At 31.3% G+C, this 18,696-nt stretch carries 15 protein-coding genes and 2 pseudogenes; 8 read left to right on the top strand and 9 right to left on the bottom strand.

All coding sequences use genetic code 11. From position 1 onward, the window contains the following. Positions 1-10 precede the first annotated feature (10 nt). From cobA to SYO3AOP1_RS00290, 6 genes are read right to left on the bottom strand one after another with little or no spacing between them, the layout of a single operon-like run. The gene (cobA, locus tag SYO3AOP1_RS00265) at positions 11-748 is read right to left on the bottom strand and encodes a uroporphyrinogen-III C-methyltransferase (RefSeq protein WP_012458792.1); all 738 of its coding nucleotides are present in this window, start codon (positions 746-748) and stop codon (positions 11-13) included. Then, positions 741-1,526 (bottom strand): uroporphyrinogen-III synthase, encoded by a 786-nt coding sequence (locus SYO3AOP1_RS00270; RefSeq protein WP_012458793.1) that lies wholly within the window; start codon positions 1,524-1,526, stop codon positions 741-743. Before SYO3AOP1_RS00270 ends, cobA begins: the two co-directional genes overlap by 8 nt. After that, the gene (locus tag SYO3AOP1_RS00275) at positions 1,516-3,492 is read right to left on the bottom strand and encodes a nitrate reductase (protein WP_012458794.1); all 1,977 of its coding nucleotides are present in this window, start codon (positions 3,490-3,492) and stop codon (positions 1,516-1,518) included. Before SYO3AOP1_RS00275 ends, SYO3AOP1_RS00270 begins: the two co-directional genes overlap by 11 nt. Then, positions 3,489-4,262 carry an ABC transporter ATP-binding protein gene (locus SYO3AOP1_RS00280; RefSeq protein ID WP_012458795.1) on the bottom strand — a complete coding sequence of 258 codons (774 nt, stop codon included), beginning with the start codon at positions 4,260-4,262 and terminating at the stop codon, positions 3,489-3,491. The genes SYO3AOP1_RS00275 and SYO3AOP1_RS00280 overlap by 4 nt, the downstream gene beginning before the upstream one ends. Further along, the gene (ntrB, locus tag SYO3AOP1_RS00285; RefSeq protein ID WP_012458796.1) at positions 4,259-5,029 is read right to left on the bottom strand and encodes a nitrate ABC transporter permease; all 771 of its coding nucleotides are present in this window, start codon (positions 5,027-5,029) and stop codon (positions 4,259-4,261) included. The genes SYO3AOP1_RS00280 and ntrB overlap by 4 nt, the downstream gene beginning before the upstream one ends. Positions 5,030-5,031: 2 nt before the next feature. Beyond that, positions 5,032-6,249 (bottom strand): CmpA/NrtA family ABC transporter substrate-binding protein, encoded by a 1,218-nt coding sequence (locus SYO3AOP1_RS00290; RefSeq protein ID WP_012458797.1) that lies wholly within the window; start codon positions 6,247-6,249, stop codon positions 5,032-5,034. Between the two features lie 276 nt (positions 6,250-6,525). Here SYO3AOP1_RS00290 and SYO3AOP1_RS00295 point away from each other — a divergent pair, with 276 nt between their 5' ends. After that, the gene (locus SYO3AOP1_RS00295; protein ID WP_012458798.1) at positions 6,526-7,449 is read left to right on the top strand and encodes a PDC sensor domain-containing protein; all 924 of its coding nucleotides are present in this window, start codon (positions 6,526-6,528) and stop codon (positions 7,447-7,449) included. Positions 7,450-7,888: 439 nt separating this feature from the next. On the opposite strand, the gene lptD is transcribed toward SYO3AOP1_RS00295, so the two are convergent. Then, positions 7,889-9,904: an LPS assembly protein LptD gene (gene lptD, locus SYO3AOP1_RS00300; protein ID WP_012458799.1), complete on the bottom strand. Its 2,016-nt coding sequence runs from the start codon at positions 9,902-9,904 to the stop codon at positions 7,889-7,891. 52 nt (positions 9,905-9,956) lie between these two features. Here lptD and SYO3AOP1_RS00305 point away from each other — a divergent pair, with 52 nt between their 5' ends. Then, on the top strand, positions 9,957-10,739 hold the full coding sequence (locus SYO3AOP1_RS00305; protein ID WP_012458800.1) for a GTPase: 783 nt from the start codon (positions 9,957-9,959) through the stop codon (positions 10,737-10,739). 502 nt (positions 10,740-11,241) lie between these two features. Beyond that, positions 11,242-11,745: pseudogene (locus tag SYO3AOP1_RS00310) on the top strand (transposase); the annotation flags it as partial. On the opposite strand, the gene SYO3AOP1_RS00315 reads toward SYO3AOP1_RS00310, so the two are convergent. Next, entirely contained in the window at positions 11,746-12,984 is a 1,239-nt protein-coding gene (locus tag SYO3AOP1_RS00315) for an IS256 family transposase (RefSeq protein WP_012458801.1), read from the bottom strand. 51 nt (positions 12,985-13,035) lie between these two features. Between SYO3AOP1_RS00315 and SYO3AOP1_RS00320 the strand changes: the two are divergent. From SYO3AOP1_RS00320 to mog, 5 genes and pseudogenes are all read left to right on the top strand, one after another. Beyond that, a pseudogene (locus SYO3AOP1_RS00320) lies at positions 13,036-13,533 on the top strand (transposase); the annotation flags it as partial. A gap of 182 nt (positions 13,534-13,715) precedes the next feature. Continuing rightward, entirely contained in the window at positions 13,716-14,792 is a 1,077-nt protein-coding gene (locus SYO3AOP1_RS00325; protein WP_012458802.1) for an efflux RND transporter periplasmic adaptor subunit, read from the top strand. Positions 14,793-14,803: 11 nt separating this feature from the next. After that, positions 14,804-16,030, top strand: a complete 1,227-nt coding sequence (locus SYO3AOP1_RS00330) for a TolC family protein (protein WP_012458803.1) — start codon at positions 14,804-14,806, stop codon at positions 16,028-16,030. A gap of 79 nt (positions 16,031-16,109) precedes the next feature. Then, positions 16,110-16,967 carry an RNA polymerase sigma factor RpoD/SigA gene (locus SYO3AOP1_RS00335; protein ID WP_012458804.1) on the top strand — a complete coding sequence of 286 codons (858 nt, stop codon included), beginning with the start codon at positions 16,110-16,112 and terminating at the stop codon, positions 16,965-16,967. Between the two features lie 345 nt (positions 16,968-17,312). After that, positions 17,313-17,846 carry a molybdopterin adenylyltransferase gene (gene mog / locus SYO3AOP1_RS00340; protein ID WP_012458805.1) on the top strand — a complete coding sequence of 178 codons (534 nt, stop codon included), beginning with the start codon at positions 17,313-17,315 and terminating at the stop codon, positions 17,844-17,846. 475 nt (positions 17,847-18,321) lie between these two features. On the opposite strand, the gene SYO3AOP1_RS00345 is transcribed toward mog, so the two are convergent. Then, positions 18,322-18,666: an iron-sulfur cluster assembly accessory protein gene (locus tag SYO3AOP1_RS00345; RefSeq protein WP_012458806.1), complete on the bottom strand. Its 345-nt coding sequence runs from the start codon at positions 18,664-18,666 to the stop codon at positions 18,322-18,324. Positions 18,667-18,696: the final 30 nt, after the last annotated feature.

The raw sequence follows: 18,696 nt of genomic DNA on the forward strand, positions 1-18,696 counted from the left end.
AAAGAATTTGTTAATAATTGTTTAATTCTTTAATTTTTTTAGCTATTTTTAACACATTTCCAACAAGCATTAATGCAGGTGGCTTAACATCAATCGGATTTTCTGATAGTTCTTTTAAAGTAGAAAATAAAACTTTTTCTTCTGAGGTTGTTCCTCTTTCAATAAAGGCGATAGGTTCATCCGGATTTCTTCCAATCTCTAATAGTTTTTGTGCAATCTCCCGTCTTCTTGATACTCCCATTAAAAAAACTAACGTATCTATACCTTTTAAACAGTCCCAGTTTATGCTTGATTCTTTTTTATTTGGATCTTCATGTCCTGTTATAACTGCAAAAGAAGATGAAGCTCCCCTAAATGTTAGAGGAACCCCTACAGAAGTTGGCACTCCTATTGCCGAGCTAACACCCGGAACAACTTCAACCTCAATACCATGCTCAATCAAAAAGAGCATTTCCTCTCCGCCCCTTCCAAATACGAACGGATCTCCACCTTTTAGTCTCACAACTACATCATTTTTGTAAGCATACTCATGTAAAAGCTCGTTTATTTTTTCCTGCTCTAAGGTATGATAACCTTCCTTTTTTCCAACATATACAAATTCGCATTCTAATTTTGCAAATGTAAGAATTTCTGGATTTATAAGTCTATCGTAAATTATTACATCAGCAGACTTTATGAGTTTAAGAGCCTTTAAAGTTAGCAGCTCTAAATCGCCAGGTCCTGCTCCTACTAAATAAACCTTACCCATCATTAAAAACCTTTTCTAAAATTTTTAGTGCAAAAGTTAATCTTTCTCTCTCAGGATAAAAAACTTTATAAACACCGTATTTGGTTAATTTTTTAGCTGTTATATGTCCCACAGTAATTACTACAATTTGATTCAAAGCTTCAACAAGTTTTGCTTTTTTAAAAATTTCTTCTGCTCTTTTAAATAGATAGTCAACTTGATACGCAGAAGTAAAGAGAACAGCTCCATAAAAACCTTCTATTAGCTTTTCAATAAAAGCATCCATTTTATTTGTATCTATTTGGTATTTATAAACCGAAACTTCAATCATAGAGGCACCTTTACTTAATAAAAAAGCATTCAAATCAGGCAATTTTTCACCATACATTTGAACGAAGAAATTTAGGTTTGTCAGGTCAGCATTTTTAAGCTTTTCTATGAACTCATCAGTGCTTTCAAGATTAATAAAATCTTTAAAACCTTCTTTCAAAAGCACCATTCTTGCCTTATAACCTCTAACAAATACTTTTCCTGATTCCATAAAGTCTTTCAGTTTTTCATATAAATTGGATTCCTTTGCTTTCTGAAAGGTTATATTAACCCCCTCCCCTGTTGTAAAATAAAAAACTTCTGGTTTTTTATCTAAAGCCATTTTTATATTTTCAACGATGATATCTTCTGGTAATTTTTGGATTTTAATTACATCTTCTATAAAAGGCTCAAAACCAAGTTCGAAAACCTTATTAGCTATCTCATCTGCCTTTCTTGTAGCATATATAGCTACTTTTTTATTTTCCATGGCTTTTTAATTCTACCTCCATGAACTTTAACTCCGGTTCTTTGGAAAGCGGGTCTTTATCATCGCCTAATAACTCGTTTACCTTTCCGTATCCAAAAGGTGCAAACAGATGTTTTCTCTTTATATCTCCAAATCTTACTTTTAGCTGAATTTTTCCATTTTCAGATATAACTTCAACTGTTTCATTTTCTAAAATTCCAAGCTCCAAGGCATCCTCTTGGTTCATAAGTAGAAAAGGCTCTTCTTCATTTTTTAGAAGTTCTGGGCTTTTTCCGGTTCTTGTCATAGTATGCCATTGGTTTTTTGTTCTACCTGTCGTAAGTATAAACTTTGATTCTTTATGTTTATAAGAAGCTGGGTGCATCTTTGCTTTTCCGCTATCTATAGGAAAGCTAAGGTTTTCATAGAGCCATCTTTTACCCCATCTCATCGGCATGTTTTCGTATGATAAACTTGATATATCACATAATCTTCCTTTTGTTATTTCCTTAAGCTCTTCAAAAACATCCTTAGAGTTCTCATAAGAGAAATATTTTTCAAAACCAAGACGGTGAGCAAATTCTTTAAATATCTGCCAGTCAGGCTTTGATTCTCCCGGAGGTTCAGAGAATTTTTGGCAAAATGTGATCGTCCTGTCTGAACCAGTCATTATCCCTTCTTTTTCACCCATCTGAGCAGCTGGGAGAATCAAATTAGCATAAGAACAAGATTCATTCCAATAAGCATCCTGAACTACAAGAAAAACATTTTCTAATGCTTTGCGCACTTTATTAAGATTTGGCAGCGTGATTGCTGGATTTGTACATACAACCCATAAGAATTTAATCTTTCCATCCAAGATATAATCAACAGCTTCAGTTATAGTTGGACCGGGCTGAGATTTAATACTGCCTTTTTCTAAACCCCAGAAATTTTCCACAAAAGCCCTATCTTCGTCTTTTCTTACATCCCTGTATCCTGGTAATCCATTAGAAAGGTATCCCATCTCCCTCCCGCCCATTGCGTTTGGTTGTCCTGTTAAAGAAAACGGACAACCTTTGTTATTCAATCTTCCGGTGGCGAGATGTAAATTTATTAATGCAAGGTTTTTGTTAGTTCCCTGGGAAGATTGATTTAAACCTTGACACCAGAGAGAAATAACTTTTTTGCCAAAAGCGTAAAATTCTGCAAGCCTATAAATATCCTTTGCCTCAATTTCACATATTTTTGATGCTACATCGGGTGGAAAATTCATACATTCTGCTATAGCTTCTTCAAAACCTTCTACATAATTCTCTATGAACTTTTTATCAATCCATCCTTCTTTGTATAGAACATAAAGAACTGAATTAAATAGCACTATATCAGTTCCAGCTCTAATTTGTATATGAATATCTGATCTTTTAGCTGTTTCTGTTTTTACGGGATCAATAACAACTATCTTTGCACCTTCATTTTTTCTTTTCAATACACGTTTAAAAAGCACCGGATGAGTCCATGCGGCATTTGAGCCAGCAAATATAAATGTGTCTGCATCGTCTATATCTTCATAATTACAAGGTGGTCCATCGGAACCAAAGGCTAATTTGTATGCAACTACTGCGGTTGCCATACATAATCTTGAATTACTATCTATATTATTTGTTCTTAAAAATCCTTTAACAAATTTGTTAATTACATAAATATCCTCTGTCATTAATTGTCCGGAGATGTAGAAATAAAGCTCCTCATGTGATAGATTTTTTATCTTTTGCTTTAAGATATCGTAGGCAGTACCCCAATCTATTTCTATAAATGATTCTTTTTTGCTTTCCCTATACATGGGCTTTTCAAGTCTTTCTTTATTCATAACCTTTGGATAATAAAGTGGTTTTTTACATATATCACCAAGGTTAGCCGGGTGTTGTTTATTCCCCTTAATCTTCCCTTCCATAAAAATAAGTCCACATCCTACACCACAATAAGGACACTGGAATTTTGCATTCATGCTGTCTTCCTTAAAACAGAAGTTAGGTAGTAAATTAGCTTTTCTTTTGTTTCTATATACTCTCGGAGCTTTACAATCTCTGACCTTAATCTTAGTCTTGGAATTTTAACTTCAACAATATCATAGATAGTAGCAGCCGGTCCATTACTAAGAACAACAACTTTATCAGACAGATACACAGCTTCCTCTATATCGTGAGTTACCATTAGGCATGTAAGCTTATTTTCTTCCCATATACGTAAAAGTTCATCCTGTAAAACTGTTTTTGTCAGTGCATCCAATGCACCAAACGGTTCATCTAAAAGCAAAACCTTAGGTTCTACAGCTAATGCTCTTGCTATAGCAACTCTCTGCTTCATACCACCGGAGATCTGGTCTGGTTTTTTATGTCTGTGTTCATAAACCCCGACTAAACTAAGATAATGTTTTACCCTCTCCTCAATTTCTTTTTTGCTTAAACCTTTCAAAACAGATTTCACAGCTACCATTACGTTATCCCATATACTCAACCATGGTAAGAGACTATAGTTTTGGAAAACAACTGCTCTATCGGGTCCTGGGGAAGATATTTCCTTATTATCTAAGACAATGCTTCCTGTTGTAGGTTCTAACAGTCCAGCTACCATTGAAAGTAATGTTGATTTACCGCATCCAGAGTGTCCTATTAAGCATACAAACTCACCTTTATTTACAAGTAAATTGACATCTTTAAGAGCTATAAAATTTCCGAATGATTTACTTACATTAATAATTTCTAAGTATGCTTTCATCTTTGGAACCTCCTTTGCAGGTAGCTGAAACTGTAATCAAGAATATAACCTATAACTCCTATCAAAATAATTGCAGACATTACATTACGAAGGTTTAAAGCATTCCAAGAGTCCCATATGTAAAAGCCAATTCCTGTTCCCCCAGCTAGCATCTCAGAAGCTACAATTACCATCCATGCAATACCTATACTTATCTTTAAACCAGTAAGTGTAAAAGAAAATGTATAAGGAACAACTACATACCTAAAATAGTTTAGTATGGAAAATCCGAAAACTTTTGATACATTTTTAAAATCTTGTGGTATAGTAGATGCTCCGTATGCTGTATTTATTAGAGTTGGCCATATTGAAGTTATGGCTATAGTAAAAATTGATGCTTTTTCAGAGTTTTGGAATAATGCAAGACCTATCGGGAACCAAGCCAAAGGAGATACTGGTCTTAAAATTTGAATTAACGAATTAAACATGGCATTTAATCTACCAAACACACCTAAAATAAAACCAACAGGAATCCCAATTAAACTACCTATAAGAAATCCCAAAATGACCCTTTTTAAAGAATAGTAGAGTTGCCATCCTATCCCTTTGTCATTTGGTCCGTTATCATAAAAAGGATTTTTAAGTAAATCAAATAAAGTTTTTAAGACTTCTTGAGGTTGCGGAAGGTCCTTTACAAAGAAATAAGTAATTGTCCACCATAAAAAAAGAAAAATTGTAAATCCAACTACTGCAAAAACTAAATTTTGAATGAGCTTTGAAACCTTCATTACTAAATCTCCTTGATGCTATATTTTTTTATTGAACCTTCAGGATCATTAGGATTAAAGATCACGTTGTCTATAAAGCCAGAAATAGGTTTCATATCATCTTTTGGTATCGGTATTTTCATCTCATTAGCAACACTGATATACATGTCCTGTTTTATAATAGTATCTACAACAGCCTTGTAGTTGATTGGTTCTTTAACCATTTTCCATCTTCTAAATTGAGCTAAGAAAAAGATTCCATAAGATTTCTTTGGAAATGGAACTTCTCCGTTTTTATAAAAGAGCATATAATCGTCTTTATATGTATATTTCCCTATTCCAAGGTCATAAATACCTAACAATCTGCTTTCTAACGCATCTGCAGGAGCATTTACATATTTTTGTTGGCTCAAAATTTTAGCAAGCTTTTTCCTATTCTTAGGGTCATCACACCATTTAGCAGCTTCAAGTACTGCTTTCATTATAGCTTTTACTTCTCCTTGATTTTTTTCAAAAAATTCGTTATTGAAAGCCAAAGCCTTTTCTGGATGGTGTTTCCATATATCCTGGAATGTAATATGAGTAAAGCCTATACCTTCCTTAACAGCAACCGCATTCCAAGGCTCTCCCACACAAAAACCATCCATTCTTCCCACTTTCATATTTGAAACCATTTGCGGTGGTGGGTTTGGAATTACTCTTACATCCCTATTTGGATTAATACCGCATGCTCCAAGCCAATATCTTAACCATATATCATGAGTTCCACCCGGGAATGTCATTGCAAAAGTACATTCACCTTTTTTTGATTTTAATTCATTGACTACTTGTTTTACTTTATTTATTTCTCTAAAACCTACTTTTCCTTTAAATTCATTCGAAAGAGTTATGCCCTGTCCATTAAAATTAATAGTCATAGCAATAGGAATAACTTTACCCTTAGGACCACCTATTCCGGTATATACAGACAGAGGAAGGCTAAACAGACAATGAGCAGCTGTTAACTCACCGTTTAACAGCTTATCTCTAATATTTGGCCAACTTGTCTCTTTTACTACTTCTACATCAACGCCGTATTTTTTGAATAATCCAAGTTCTTGTGCCATGACGACGGTTGCACAGTCTGTAAGAGGTATAAAGCCTATTCTTATTTTCCCTGCAGCTCTTGAAATGTAAGGACTAAAGCTTGAAACAATTGCTGCACCAATTGCTCCTTTGATTACTTGTCTTCTGTTTAACATAACCATTTCCTCCTTTTAAATGTTGTTAATGTTATTTAAAGCAAATACTATGCCAATTTGAAAAAATATTTATATATCAATTACTTGAAAATTTTCAAATATTTAAACTGAGAATTTTTGAACAAAAAATATACAGAGCAGAGTTCTTGATTGCATATTTTTTATGCAAGAGAAAAATTAATTCTTGCTAAAATTAACAATTATCAGATACTTAACAAAATGGCACAAGTAATGCTAAATATTTAATAGAAACTTTTCCTTATAAAGGAGAAAACAATGGTTAGCAAAACTAAGTATTTATTAGAATCAAACAAATATAGGCTGTGTACAGCTTTAAAAACTTACATTGATAAAATTCCTGTTGATAATTTTGACGAAGAGTTATTTTATAAAGTATTTTCTGAAGAATTTTTTATAGAGTTTCCATACATTGAGCTTGTATACGTTTTAGATAAAGATGGAGTTCAAATTTCCGACAATGTTGTTAATCCTATCTTTTCTTCAAAAATCCCAAAAAAAGTTAAAGGATATGACAGGTCTAACAGACCATACTATAAAGAAGTAATAGCAAAAAAAGATTGCACAATTACACAGCCATATACATCTATCGTAACTTCAGACTTAACTGCAACTATATCAATTCCTATTTTGAATGAAAACGATGAAATAATCTATATTTACTGTTTTGATATAGATTTAAAAGGCTTTATGTTTAACCAAGATGTTGATGTTAATAAAGAAAGGTTTGATTTTTTTGTGAAAATATTCTATTCAATATTTAGCATTATCTTGGCTCTGCTAAGCTTAAAATTAATCATATGGGCTGTTAGTTCTTTAACAGAGTTAAGTCTTGATATTAAGCATATTTTTGAAGGTGTAATTTTAATAACTCTTTCCATTGCAATATTTGACCTTGCAAGAACTATTTTTGAAGAAGAAGTATTGATTTATAAAGACCCAAGAAAGCACTCTGAAACAAGAAAAACGATGACAAGATTTTTAGCATCTATCATAATAGCTGTCTCTATTGAAGCATTAATGCTTGTGTTTAAATTCGCAATGACAGAGCCAAACAAGCTTTTATACTCCTTAGGCTTGTTCATAAGCGTTGGAGTTTTGATAATATCCTTAGGTATTTATGTATTCTTAGGCTCAAAAGCTGAGATTAACATAAAAAGATTTGAAAGAGAACGAAAATGAATAATAAAAATATAGGATTTATGAATTTCAAACCGAGGGTGTTCTAAAATTCCTGCAAGTTTTATAATATATGTGTAAAATGAGTTTATTTTTGTCCGTCATCCTGAGGACTTTAGTCCGAAGGATCTCTTTTTTCAAGGTCTTTTTAACAGTGAAGAAGACATAAAGGTGGAGATTCTTCGCTTACGCTCAGAATGACACTTTAGAGGTATAAAGTATACGTCAAGTGAATAAATTCAATAAAAGTAAGAGATTCTTCCCACGACTGAAGAATAAGAATGTTAACTTTTGCACTCAAACTGCTATTTTTTAAGACTTAAGAATAAGTGAATAAGTGAGAAGTGCAAGCGGAAGATGCATAAGTATACCATTACAAGTTTGTTATTCAGTGATTAGACTTCGCTTACAAGTGTTAACTTGGATTAACTCAATGTAAAGCCTAATTTCTCACAAATGGAACTCTATATCTCATATCCAGAATGTTTATAATGATAAATATGTTTTTATATCTTTTTTGGGTTGTGATATTGTAGTCTTCCCAATAGCTAAAAGATAAACTCCAGCATCCCCTGTTCCAATCTAAAGTTAAGTTTTTATTTTGTACATATCCATACTTTAAGTTATTTAAAATACTTGCTCTAAAAGAATAATTTTTATAATTAACAAAAATACTATTAGAAATCTGCTTTTGTGAATCTTCTGTGCTTGTTCCTCTATCATAAGTGTATGCAACTGAATAGATTATGTTGTCTCTAATCGGGACAGAAAAGCTTGAAATAGTTCTTATAAGATTTTTCTTTTCCATATCATAGTAAAGAATACTATCAGCAGAGTATTTGCCAATGTTTAAATAAATACTGTTTTTAAGTGGTTTAATATGAGAGTTATACATATTTTCACCAATATAATAATGATTTAAAAAAGTATATCCTTGAGATATCTCCCATCTTAGGAAGTTATTATTCTTAAAATTAAGTATGTTAAATAAAGAGAAATCAATATCCTCTTTTTCATTGATTCTATCAGACCTATCATAGTATGGCAAAGAAGACTGATTTATTTTTGATATATATTCAAATGAGATTTTTGGAATGATTAAATGATTAAAATCTTTGTAAGGTCTGAAAAATGTTGTTTGAGTAGTATTTTTAAACGGTAAAAGAAATCTTGAGTCAAAAGTATTGTTTCCTTTCGTGTTTAAGTATAAAGTTAATCTTGGAGTCATTTCAAGGGTGTTGAGAATTTTTCCAAAGTAGTTATAATTAACAACTCTAAAAATGTTATCACTTCTAAGTCCGGTAGTTCCCTCTTCTCTAAAAAAGTAATTATTATCTGATAGATAATCAAAATAAAATGGAAGGTCAAAAAGCTTAGATTCTTTCCAGTAAAATCTTAACTGAGGAAGTCTTTGCAAAGTAGTTTTGTTATTTGGCGTCGTTAAATCGTAAAGATAGTTGAAATTTAACTCTAATAGATACTTATCTGTATTAGTCCTTCCAAAAATATAAGACCTTGTGAAAGCTGTATACTTTAATCTTGAATAGTTATAAAAATCTTCAAAAAAGTATCTATCACTTGGAATATCTGCTTTTGTGAAAAACTGCCAATTATAAAACGGAGAATAATTAGTGTCGAGAGAAAATCTGTATCTAAAAGTTTTTGGGCTTTCAGGTCTGTTTTGCCACCAATCTTTTTTTCCAGACTCTTTAAACAAATCTATATTTGTTCTAAAATTAATACCTCTTTCAAAAACTCTTCTATATTCTAAGCTTGTTCCAAGTCCTTGTTTATTTCTATAATCTGTTGTAAAAGTAATGTCTGAAGAGTCATTTATAACATAAAAGAAAGGTTGTCTGTAAACAAATGGGTTATAAGTATCCTGTCCAATCATAGGCTGCAAAAATCCAGTTTTTCTGTCTGTTGTTGCGTATGAAAAATATGGAGTGTAAAAAATAGGAAGTCTACAAAATCTAAAAGACATATTGTATGCTTTAAGTTGGTCATTTTCTTTCAAACTTCCGGATTTGGCTTTAATACTCCAATCGTATTGGTCAAAAGGACAGCCAGAAAATTCACCATCTTTAAAATAGTAAATATCCTTTTCTTTTTTTAGATAATAACCTTTTACATAATATTGATTTTCAACTCTTCCCTGATAATCAAAAACTTCTCCTGAATCGTTTTCAAAATCATACCAACCATGAGACCCGGTTCCTTCAAAAGTGTTTGTTTTTATGTAAAATTTTACCGGGACAGTTGCGATCTTTTTCTCAGAGTCATAGATTACCTTTTCAGATTTTAGTACTTTATCGCCAGAAGTAATAACAACATTTCCTTCAGCTATTACAATATTATCTTTTTCTCTTTCAAGTTTATCGGATTCTATGATAACTTTTTCTTGACCAAAGGATAATGTTATTAAAAGTAATATAGCAATAATTAGAACTCTTTCCAACAATAACCTCAGAAAATTGTAAAATATTACTATATTATACAAGAGGTAAAAGATGACAAACAAACCAAGAGAATGGCTTAGAGAAAAAAGCATAGCTAAAAAGGTTCTTACAGAATCTAATTTGATTTTAGAAGTGGTTGATGCAAGAATTCCTTTTGAAACAAGAAATAGCGTAATTGAAAGTTTAGCAAAAGAAAGGAATAAAAGTTTAATTGTAGTCTTAAACAAATCAGACCTTGTTCCAAGGGAGTTTATTAAAGAAGTCAAAGAAAAAATTGAAAAAGAATTTCCGGCGGTAATTTTTTCCGCACATAAAAATATTGGTGTTAAAGAGCTATTTGATAAAATTAAAGAGTTTTCCAACGAGAAAAAAATTATAAAAATTGGTGTTTTGGGTTATCCAAATGTTGGAAAATCTTCTGTAATTAATACATTAAAAAGAAAAAAGGTAGCAACAACTTCACCAAAACCAGGGATGACCGTTGGAGAAAAGCTTGTAAAACTTGACGAGAATATATTTTTGATAGACACTCCCGGTATAATAACCTTAGAGTTTCCTGAAGATTTAGCATTAAAAGGTTCTTGGATTCCGGATAAATTAGAACAGCCGGCAGATGTTGCTTTAAAATTGATAGAAAAAATATTGACTAACAAAAAAGATGCACTTGAAGAAGCATATAAATTAAAATTACCTGATGAACCTATGGCAGCTTTTGAAGGAATAGGCAGAAAGTTAAATTACAAAATTTCAGGTGGTGAGATTGATTATGATAGAGTTGCTAAAAAGATTTTATGGGATTGGCTGAAAGGAAATATAAAAGCTTACTGGATGTAAAATAGACCTAAGCATCTCCTGGAGGGTGCTTTAAAATTTTAACTAAACCTAGAGATTAATTAACCTTTTGGTCGTCATTCTGAAGCCGTGGGAAGAATCTCCTTCCTTTCTTACCTTTTACTTCTTACTTCTTGACCTTCTCGCTTTTTAAAAAAGAATATCCTTCGGATTAAAGTCCTCAGGATGATAAGGAAAAGGTTGATCAATAAGCATTAAAGGAAGGATAACCTTGGATGTCATCGTATATTAAATATACTAAAAATTTTTTAAACTATAAGAGAATAAGTTTTATAATAATTATAGACATGGGAGAAAAAAAGAAGGACAGATCAAGTTTCTGTCATTGGTCTTTTAAGACCGATCAGGATGTTTTAGACTGCCCTTCCTCTACTTCCTAAAACCTGAATCAGAACATTAGGCTTTTAAGCCTGTATTTAACTACGATGATAGGTTATCAGGAAGTTTCTTTCATGTCAAGTATTTTATGAAAGGAGGTACTATTATGAACAGCTACAAAATTGTTATAGGAGTTGATGTATCTAAAAACTCATTCACTGCTACAGTTTTGTATGATAACAAGAAAGAAAATTTTGAAGTTAAATCTGACCCAGTTGAGTTTGAAATGAAAGTAAAGCCTTACCTTAAGAAGTTTAAAAAGTCAGATATGCTTATCATAATGGAGCATACAGGAGTTTACCATTTAAAGCTTGCTAATTATCTGTATGAAAATGGTTATAAAGTAGCAGTAGTAAATCCATTTTCAATAAAGAAATTTATGGAAGCTAAAATGACAAGAGTTAAAACAGATAAAGCTGATTCATTCTTTATAGCAGAGTATGGAAGAACGTTTTTCGATGGAGAGCTTTATAAACCAAAATCAGATGTAGAAAAAGAAATAGAAGTAAAACTAAAGATATTGGAAGACTTACAACAGCAGCTTACAATGCTAAGAAACAAAAGAGAATCGTTAAGTCATGTACCAATGAAAAAATTGAAAGGAGACTTGTCAATAATTTTGTGTCTGGATTGAAAACTTTTTATTAAACAATTGTAAAATTTCATAAGAGACTCCTTTAAAAGCAGGTATAGGCTTTTTCCATTTTCCATTCTTTAAATTGTCTCTTTGTATAAGCAGATTTATCTCAAGAATGTCCACAGATTGAAAATATCCACCTAAATTTATTCTTACCTTTTCTATCATGCTATTAACACTTTCAACTGGATTTGTTGTGTATATGTGCTTTCTTAGATTTTCTGGATATTTTAAAAAACATAAGTATCTCTCTTTGTTAGATTGAATATGTTTTATAAAGCTTGGATATTTAGACTTAAATCTACCGCATAAATCATCTAATTTTTCTAATCCATCTTCATAATCTAAGCTGTTTTCTTTTATGTTTTTCAGTTCTTTGTTAAATACTTGTGAATCTTCTTTATCCATCTGATTTCTAACGTTTCTTTGTAAATGGACTAAACATAGCTGATGGTCTGTATAAGGAAATAGTGTTTCTATGGCTTTTGTTATCCCAGGAAAATCATCACTTACTATAAGCATTACCCTTTTTAGTCCTCTATCTATTAAATCATTGAATACTTTTATCCAGTCTGCTTTGTTTTCACTACTGAAAAATGTGTAAAATCCAAATATATCTTTATTTCCTTGTAAATCTATTCCAAGAACTACATAGACAGAAGCCTTTCTGATTTTGTTTTTCTCTTTTATATCACAGTGATATGCGTCTATATACAGTACAAATGCATCCGATGGAAGCTCTCTTGTTTTAAAATCATTAAGTCTTTCTATAAGCTCTTTTTTGATTTTATCCATATGTTGTTTTGAGTAGTTTAAGCCCAAGCTTTTTAATGTAGAATCTATCTTGCTTTCTGAGTATCCATTGGATACTAAACTCATAAGAAGGTTTATGTAATCTTCATTAACTCTTTTGTAAGGGTCAGGTAATATTTGTGGTCTAAATCTACCCTTTCTATCTCTTGGGACATTTATGTTAAGCTTGAAAGAACCAGTATTTAGGCTTCTTTCATAATATCCGTTTGCTTTGTTGTCTTCATCATTTTCAAGGAAGAAATTTCTTTCCTGATTCATAATTAGTTCCACAACAGATTCTAAAAGCTTTCTTATACCTATCTTTTCTTCTTGAGTTGTTATACCGTTTGGGAAAAGTTCTTTTACTAATTCTTCGGTAGATCTGTCTAATATTTTTTCAAAGTATTCTTTCTTATCCATTACTACTCCTCCTTATAATTTTATTTAGACACAACATTATTTTAACTCCCATTGAAAGAGAATTTAGAATATTACGATGAGCTAATTAGAAAAATAGAAAAAAACATAAAAGAACTTGAGAAAGAGATAAAAGAATTGTCTAAGAAGAATTATCAAGAGGAATACAAACTTTTAAAAAGCATACCTGGTATAAGTGATAGGACTATAGGAATGATAATATCAGTATATGGAAATTTTGAAAGATTTAAGAGTGTAAAAGATATATCGAGTTTTATAGGAATCAGTCCAAGCCCATATGAAAGTGCAGCATGTGTAAAGAAAAGTGGCTGGATAAAGAAGATGGGAAATCCATATGCAAGGAAAATATTATACATGGCAGCATTATCAGCAATAAGGTTTAACAAATACTGCAGAGAATTATACGAAAGATTAGTAAGTAAAGGTAAGGCTAAAAAGTTAGCATTAGTAGCTGTAGCACATAAGTTATTAAGGCAGGCATACGGTGTATTAAAGAACAAAAGACCATTTGATGAAAATTTTTGTACTTGACATTTAACATAGAACATTCTGAGCGAAGCAAAGAATCTCCTACTTTTATTGAGTTTCTCACCCGACGTATACTTATCTGATTAAATAGTAGACCTCTTTATTCGAGTAATTTTCTTCTCCTTGACACTATTTATTTCATTGTCGTATAATTATGACTGATAAATCAGTCAAAGAGGATTTAAATGAAAAATAAAATCATTCCAATACTAATAGCCATAGCAATCTTAGCCGTTGGCTTATTTATAGTCAAGTCTATAAATCCTAAAAAACAAGAACAACCAAAACAAAAACCTACACCGGTTGTAAAAGTTTTAGAGCTAAAATCTCAAGAAATTCCAATGATTTATACAGCAAATTCAACATTACAAGCAAAAACATCGGCAACCTTAAAACCACAAGTTAATGGCAGAGTAATAAAATTATTTGTAGAAGAAGGACAGTATGTCAAAGCAGGACAGCCACTTGCAATAATCCAACCAGAAAAAGAACAATACCAAGTAGAATCACAAATTTCAGTTATAGAGCAACTTAGGGCAAACTATTTGAATAAAAAAGCTATATATGAAAGAAGAAAACAGCTGTTTGAAAAGGAACTTATAGCCAAAGAAGAAGTTGACAATGCTAAAACAGATATGGAAATTGCTTTAAATCAACTCCGTTCAGCCGAGGCAACATTAAAAGAGTATGAAAGACAAAAAAATGAAACAGTTATAAAAGCCCCATTTGATGGAATTGTTGACAAAAGATTTATAAGCATTGGAGATTATGTAGATAGTCAAACACAAATGTTTTATATCTTAAAGCCTAATCCGTTATGGGCAGTTTTTAGCCTACCGCAGCAGTATATAAAAAATATAAAAATTGGAGATTTGATAGATATTGATATAGATGGAGTAGGAAAGGTTAAAGGAAAAATAGATTATATATCTTCATCCCTTGACCAAAATAACCTGATTGTGGTAAAAGCATTAGTAGAAAATCCTGATAACAAATTAAAAGAAAATATGTACGGCAAAGCCAATATAGTTATTGATGTAAAAAAAGGATTTAGAATTCCTGAGCAAGCTTTACTTTTAGCAGGAAATGAAAGTTTTGTGTATAAAATCCAGGACGGAAAAGCTTTTAAAGTAAAAGTAGATGTAATCAATCAATCTTTTGGCTATGTAGATATAGTGGGAAACCTTCAAGAAGGTGATAAAATAGCAATTACAAACTTAATGATGCTAAAAGATGGAATGCCGGTTAAAGCTATAAACTAAAGGTGAGCAAAATGAAAAAACAGCTAATACTTAGTCTAATAGCAGTACCATTAATAAACGCATACAGCATAACCTTAGAAGAAACGCTTAATATTGCAGAAAAAAATGCTACAAAAATAAGACTATCAGATAAAGATATAGAAAAAGTAGAAGCACAGATAAAAGAAGCAAAAAGTAATATAATGCCACAAGCATCCATTACAGGCTCATATACAAGATGGGATCCAAACTATATAACAGGATTTACACCAAAAAACCAATACTCAGCAAAAGCAGGACTAACTCAAAAAATATTTGACTACCAAGTCTTTAATCTCATAAAAGTAGCAGAAAGTAATTCAGAACTACAAAAAGTAATAAAAGAAGATATAAAACAGCAAGTAAAAGACACAGCAAGAAGACTATTTCTTACATCCTTAACATACAAAGAAATAATGAAAATAAAAGAAGAAAATCTAAAATATTGGCAGGAAAACTATAAATACGTAGAAGCAAAGTACAACGTAGGACTACTTGCAAAATACGACTTTATGAGAGCATCATCACAGCTACAATCAGCAATCGCAGACTATGAAAACGCAAAAGCAAACTACGAAAAATCCATAGAAGACCTAAAAAGATTTCTAATGACAGAAAACATAACACCACCAGAAGGAAATTTAGAAAAACTAACATATAACAAAGAAATAAACATAGAAAACAACACAGCAGTAAAAGTAATAAACCAGCAAATAAAAGTAGCACAACAGCAAGTAGAATACCAAAAATCAGCAAACTATCCATCACTTTCAGCATTTTTAAACTACCAAACAAACAACCAAGTAAAATATCCATCTACATCAGAAGTATGGAAAAAAGGCTACAACCTTGGATTATCACTAAATTGGACGCTGTTTGACGGTTTTGCAAAAGACAGTAGAATACTGCAAGCAAAGATAGACAAAACAAAAAATGAGATAACCTATCAAGATAAAATCATGGAATTAAAAACAACATTAAACAAAACATTGGCAGATATAAAAGCATTGGAACATCAGCTGATAGCAAATGAAGAAAACCTAAAAGTAGCAAAAGAAGCACTTAGACTATCAACAGAAAGATTTAAAACAAACATAGCAAACACATTAGAAGTATTAGAATCAGAAAATAACTACCAATCAGCACAGTTAACCTATCTAAACACGCTTTATAACTATAATTTAAAAATCTTTGATTTGATGAATCTTAATGGTGAGTGATAAATAGCTATATCTCTTTTAGTTAGTATTTGACAACTTGTAATGATTTCTGATATTATTAAACAAAAAAAGGTGACTCATGAAAAAGTTCACCCACGAAGAAAATGTTGACTTTTATCTTAAGTCTATCTATAAAATTCCACTATTATCCAAAGAAGAAGAGGAGTCTTTACTAAAAAAAGTAAAAGAAGGAGATAAAGAAGCACTTCAAAAGCTTATTATATCTAATTTAAGATTTGTAATCAATATAGCCAAAAGATATGCAGGCTATGGAATCCCATTTTCTGACTTAATCTCAGCAGGAAATATTGGTTTAATAGAAGCTGCAAAAAAATTTGATACATCAAGAGGCGTTAGATTTATATCTTATGCAGTTTGGTGGATAAGACAATCAATCATAAATACCATTCAGCATGAAAGTGAAATTATAAAAAAGCCAAATAGAATGTACGCTTATGCTTCTAAAATCAATAATGCCTATTCTTACTTAAAAGATACTTTAAACAGAGAGCCATCTATAGACGAGATTATATCTTTTTTAAAAACTCAAGGTATAAAAGTTGAAAAAGAAATGGTTGAAAATTACTTCTTATTTAAAAGCGTTTTCTTATCCTTGGATACACCTATTGAAGGAACAGATAATGACCTGGTCTTAGAAGATACGATATCTGTTTATAATACACTTGATATTGAAAAAGATATCAATGAAGAAGATTTAAAAAGAGCCATAGAAGCATTGTTAGATACTTTATCACCAAGAGAAAGAACTATCCTTATTCATAGGTTTGGGCTAAATGGCGAAGAACCAAAGACATTGAACGAAGTTGGAGAAATGGTTGGTTTATCAAGGGAAAGAGTAAGACAAATAGAAAATAGAATTTTAAAAAAATTAAGAAAAATAGCAAAAATTAAAAAACTTGAGGACTTGATTTCATAGAAAAATTATTAAACGTAAAAAATCTAAATATTCAAAATATCTTAAAAATTGTTGTTAAACTATAGACTTAAAATTTCACTAAAAATGTCCAATTTAAATATGGTTATGAAAAACTAATTTTTTATATATGTCTTATATTTCAATATTCAATCCTTTCGCACGGGCAGGTTATATGAATTGCTCCGACATCTATCAAGATTTTCACTTTTTCATTTTGACATTTAAATCAAGTTAAAGAATCTCATAATCTCTTCAAATCCGTCATATGTCATATATATGATTCATCTTATTTAAAAAAGATATGATAATATTGTAAAATTTAAAAAAACTTTTGGAAGGCTAATCATGGAGAAGGCAAAGATTGGAGTTTTAACAATATCAGATAGAGCAAGCAAAGGGATTTATGAAGATATTAGCGGAAAAGCTATCATAGATTATCTTAATGACGTTTTGATAACACCATTTGAAGTTGATTATAGGGTAATTCCGGACGAGTTAGAGCTTATTAAAGAAACACTTATAGACATGATAGACAATAAAGGATGTAGTTTAATCCTAACGACAGGTGGAACTGGTCCTGCAAAAAGAGATGTAACACCGGAAGCTACTGAAGCTGTTTGTGAAAAAATGATGCCCGGTTTTGGTGAATTAATGAGACATGTATCATTATCTCAAGTTCCAACGGCAATATTATCAAGACAAACAGCTGGAATAAGAAAAAATTGTTTAATTGTAAATCTACCTGGAAAGCCTCAATCTATAAAATTATGCTTGGATGCTGTAATGCCAGCAATTCCTTATTGTATCGACCTTATAGAAGGAGCATACATAGATACAGACCCTGATAAAATTAAATCATTTAGACCTAAAAATAAGTGAACAAGTGAGTAAGTGAGTAAGTGAGTAAGTGAGTAAGTGAATAGGTTCTAAATAGCAAATCAAATGTGATTTACATGTATGATGAGTGATGTGATTTTCCAGTCTGCATAGAATATTCTTCGTACTTTAGTAAAGAATACTTTATACTCTAAGTTTTAGCTTATGCTTTACAATTGAACTCGAAAGCGCTGCAAATTTTAATTAAGTCTAAAAATTAATTAACCTTTTGATCGTCATTCTGAAGCTACAGCGAAGAATCTCCTGTTTTTTTTCAAAAAATCAAAAGAGGAGATCCTTCGGACTAAAGTCCTCAGGATGGACAAAGGTAAAGTTATATTTACATGTACTTACATACACATTTTACAGCTTACAAAAATTTTGGAATACTCTCATTAAAACTTGAGTTATTATAATATTATAATTGGTTATAAAATAAAGCACCGCCTAAAGCGGTGCCATATATATTAGTTAAAGATCAACCACAGAATGAGTTTCCGCAACCACAAGAGCTTGCTGCATTTGGATTTTTAATTGTAAATCCGCCACCCATAAAGTCCATAACGTAATCTAAAACTGCTCCATTGATATAAGGAGCTGAGAATTCATCAATAGCGATTTTTACGCCATTTTCAGCTTCAACTACTCTATCATTTTCTGCAATTTCATCATCAAATCCCATTGCATATTGGAATCCAGAACATCCACCAGGAACTACTCTAACCCTTAAAATTGGGTTTTCAATTTGATTTTCGTCTGCTATTCTTTTTATTTCCTTAGCAGCCGATTCTGTTACGATAAAGTTTACTGTTTGTACTGACATATTTAATTCCTCCTAAATGAATTTTCCACT

Source organism: Sulfurihydrogenibium sp. YO3AOP1 (genome assembly GCF_000020325.1).
Taxonomy (GTDB): domain Bacteria; phylum Aquificota; class Aquificia; order Aquificales; family Hydrogenothermaceae; genus Sulfurihydrogenibium.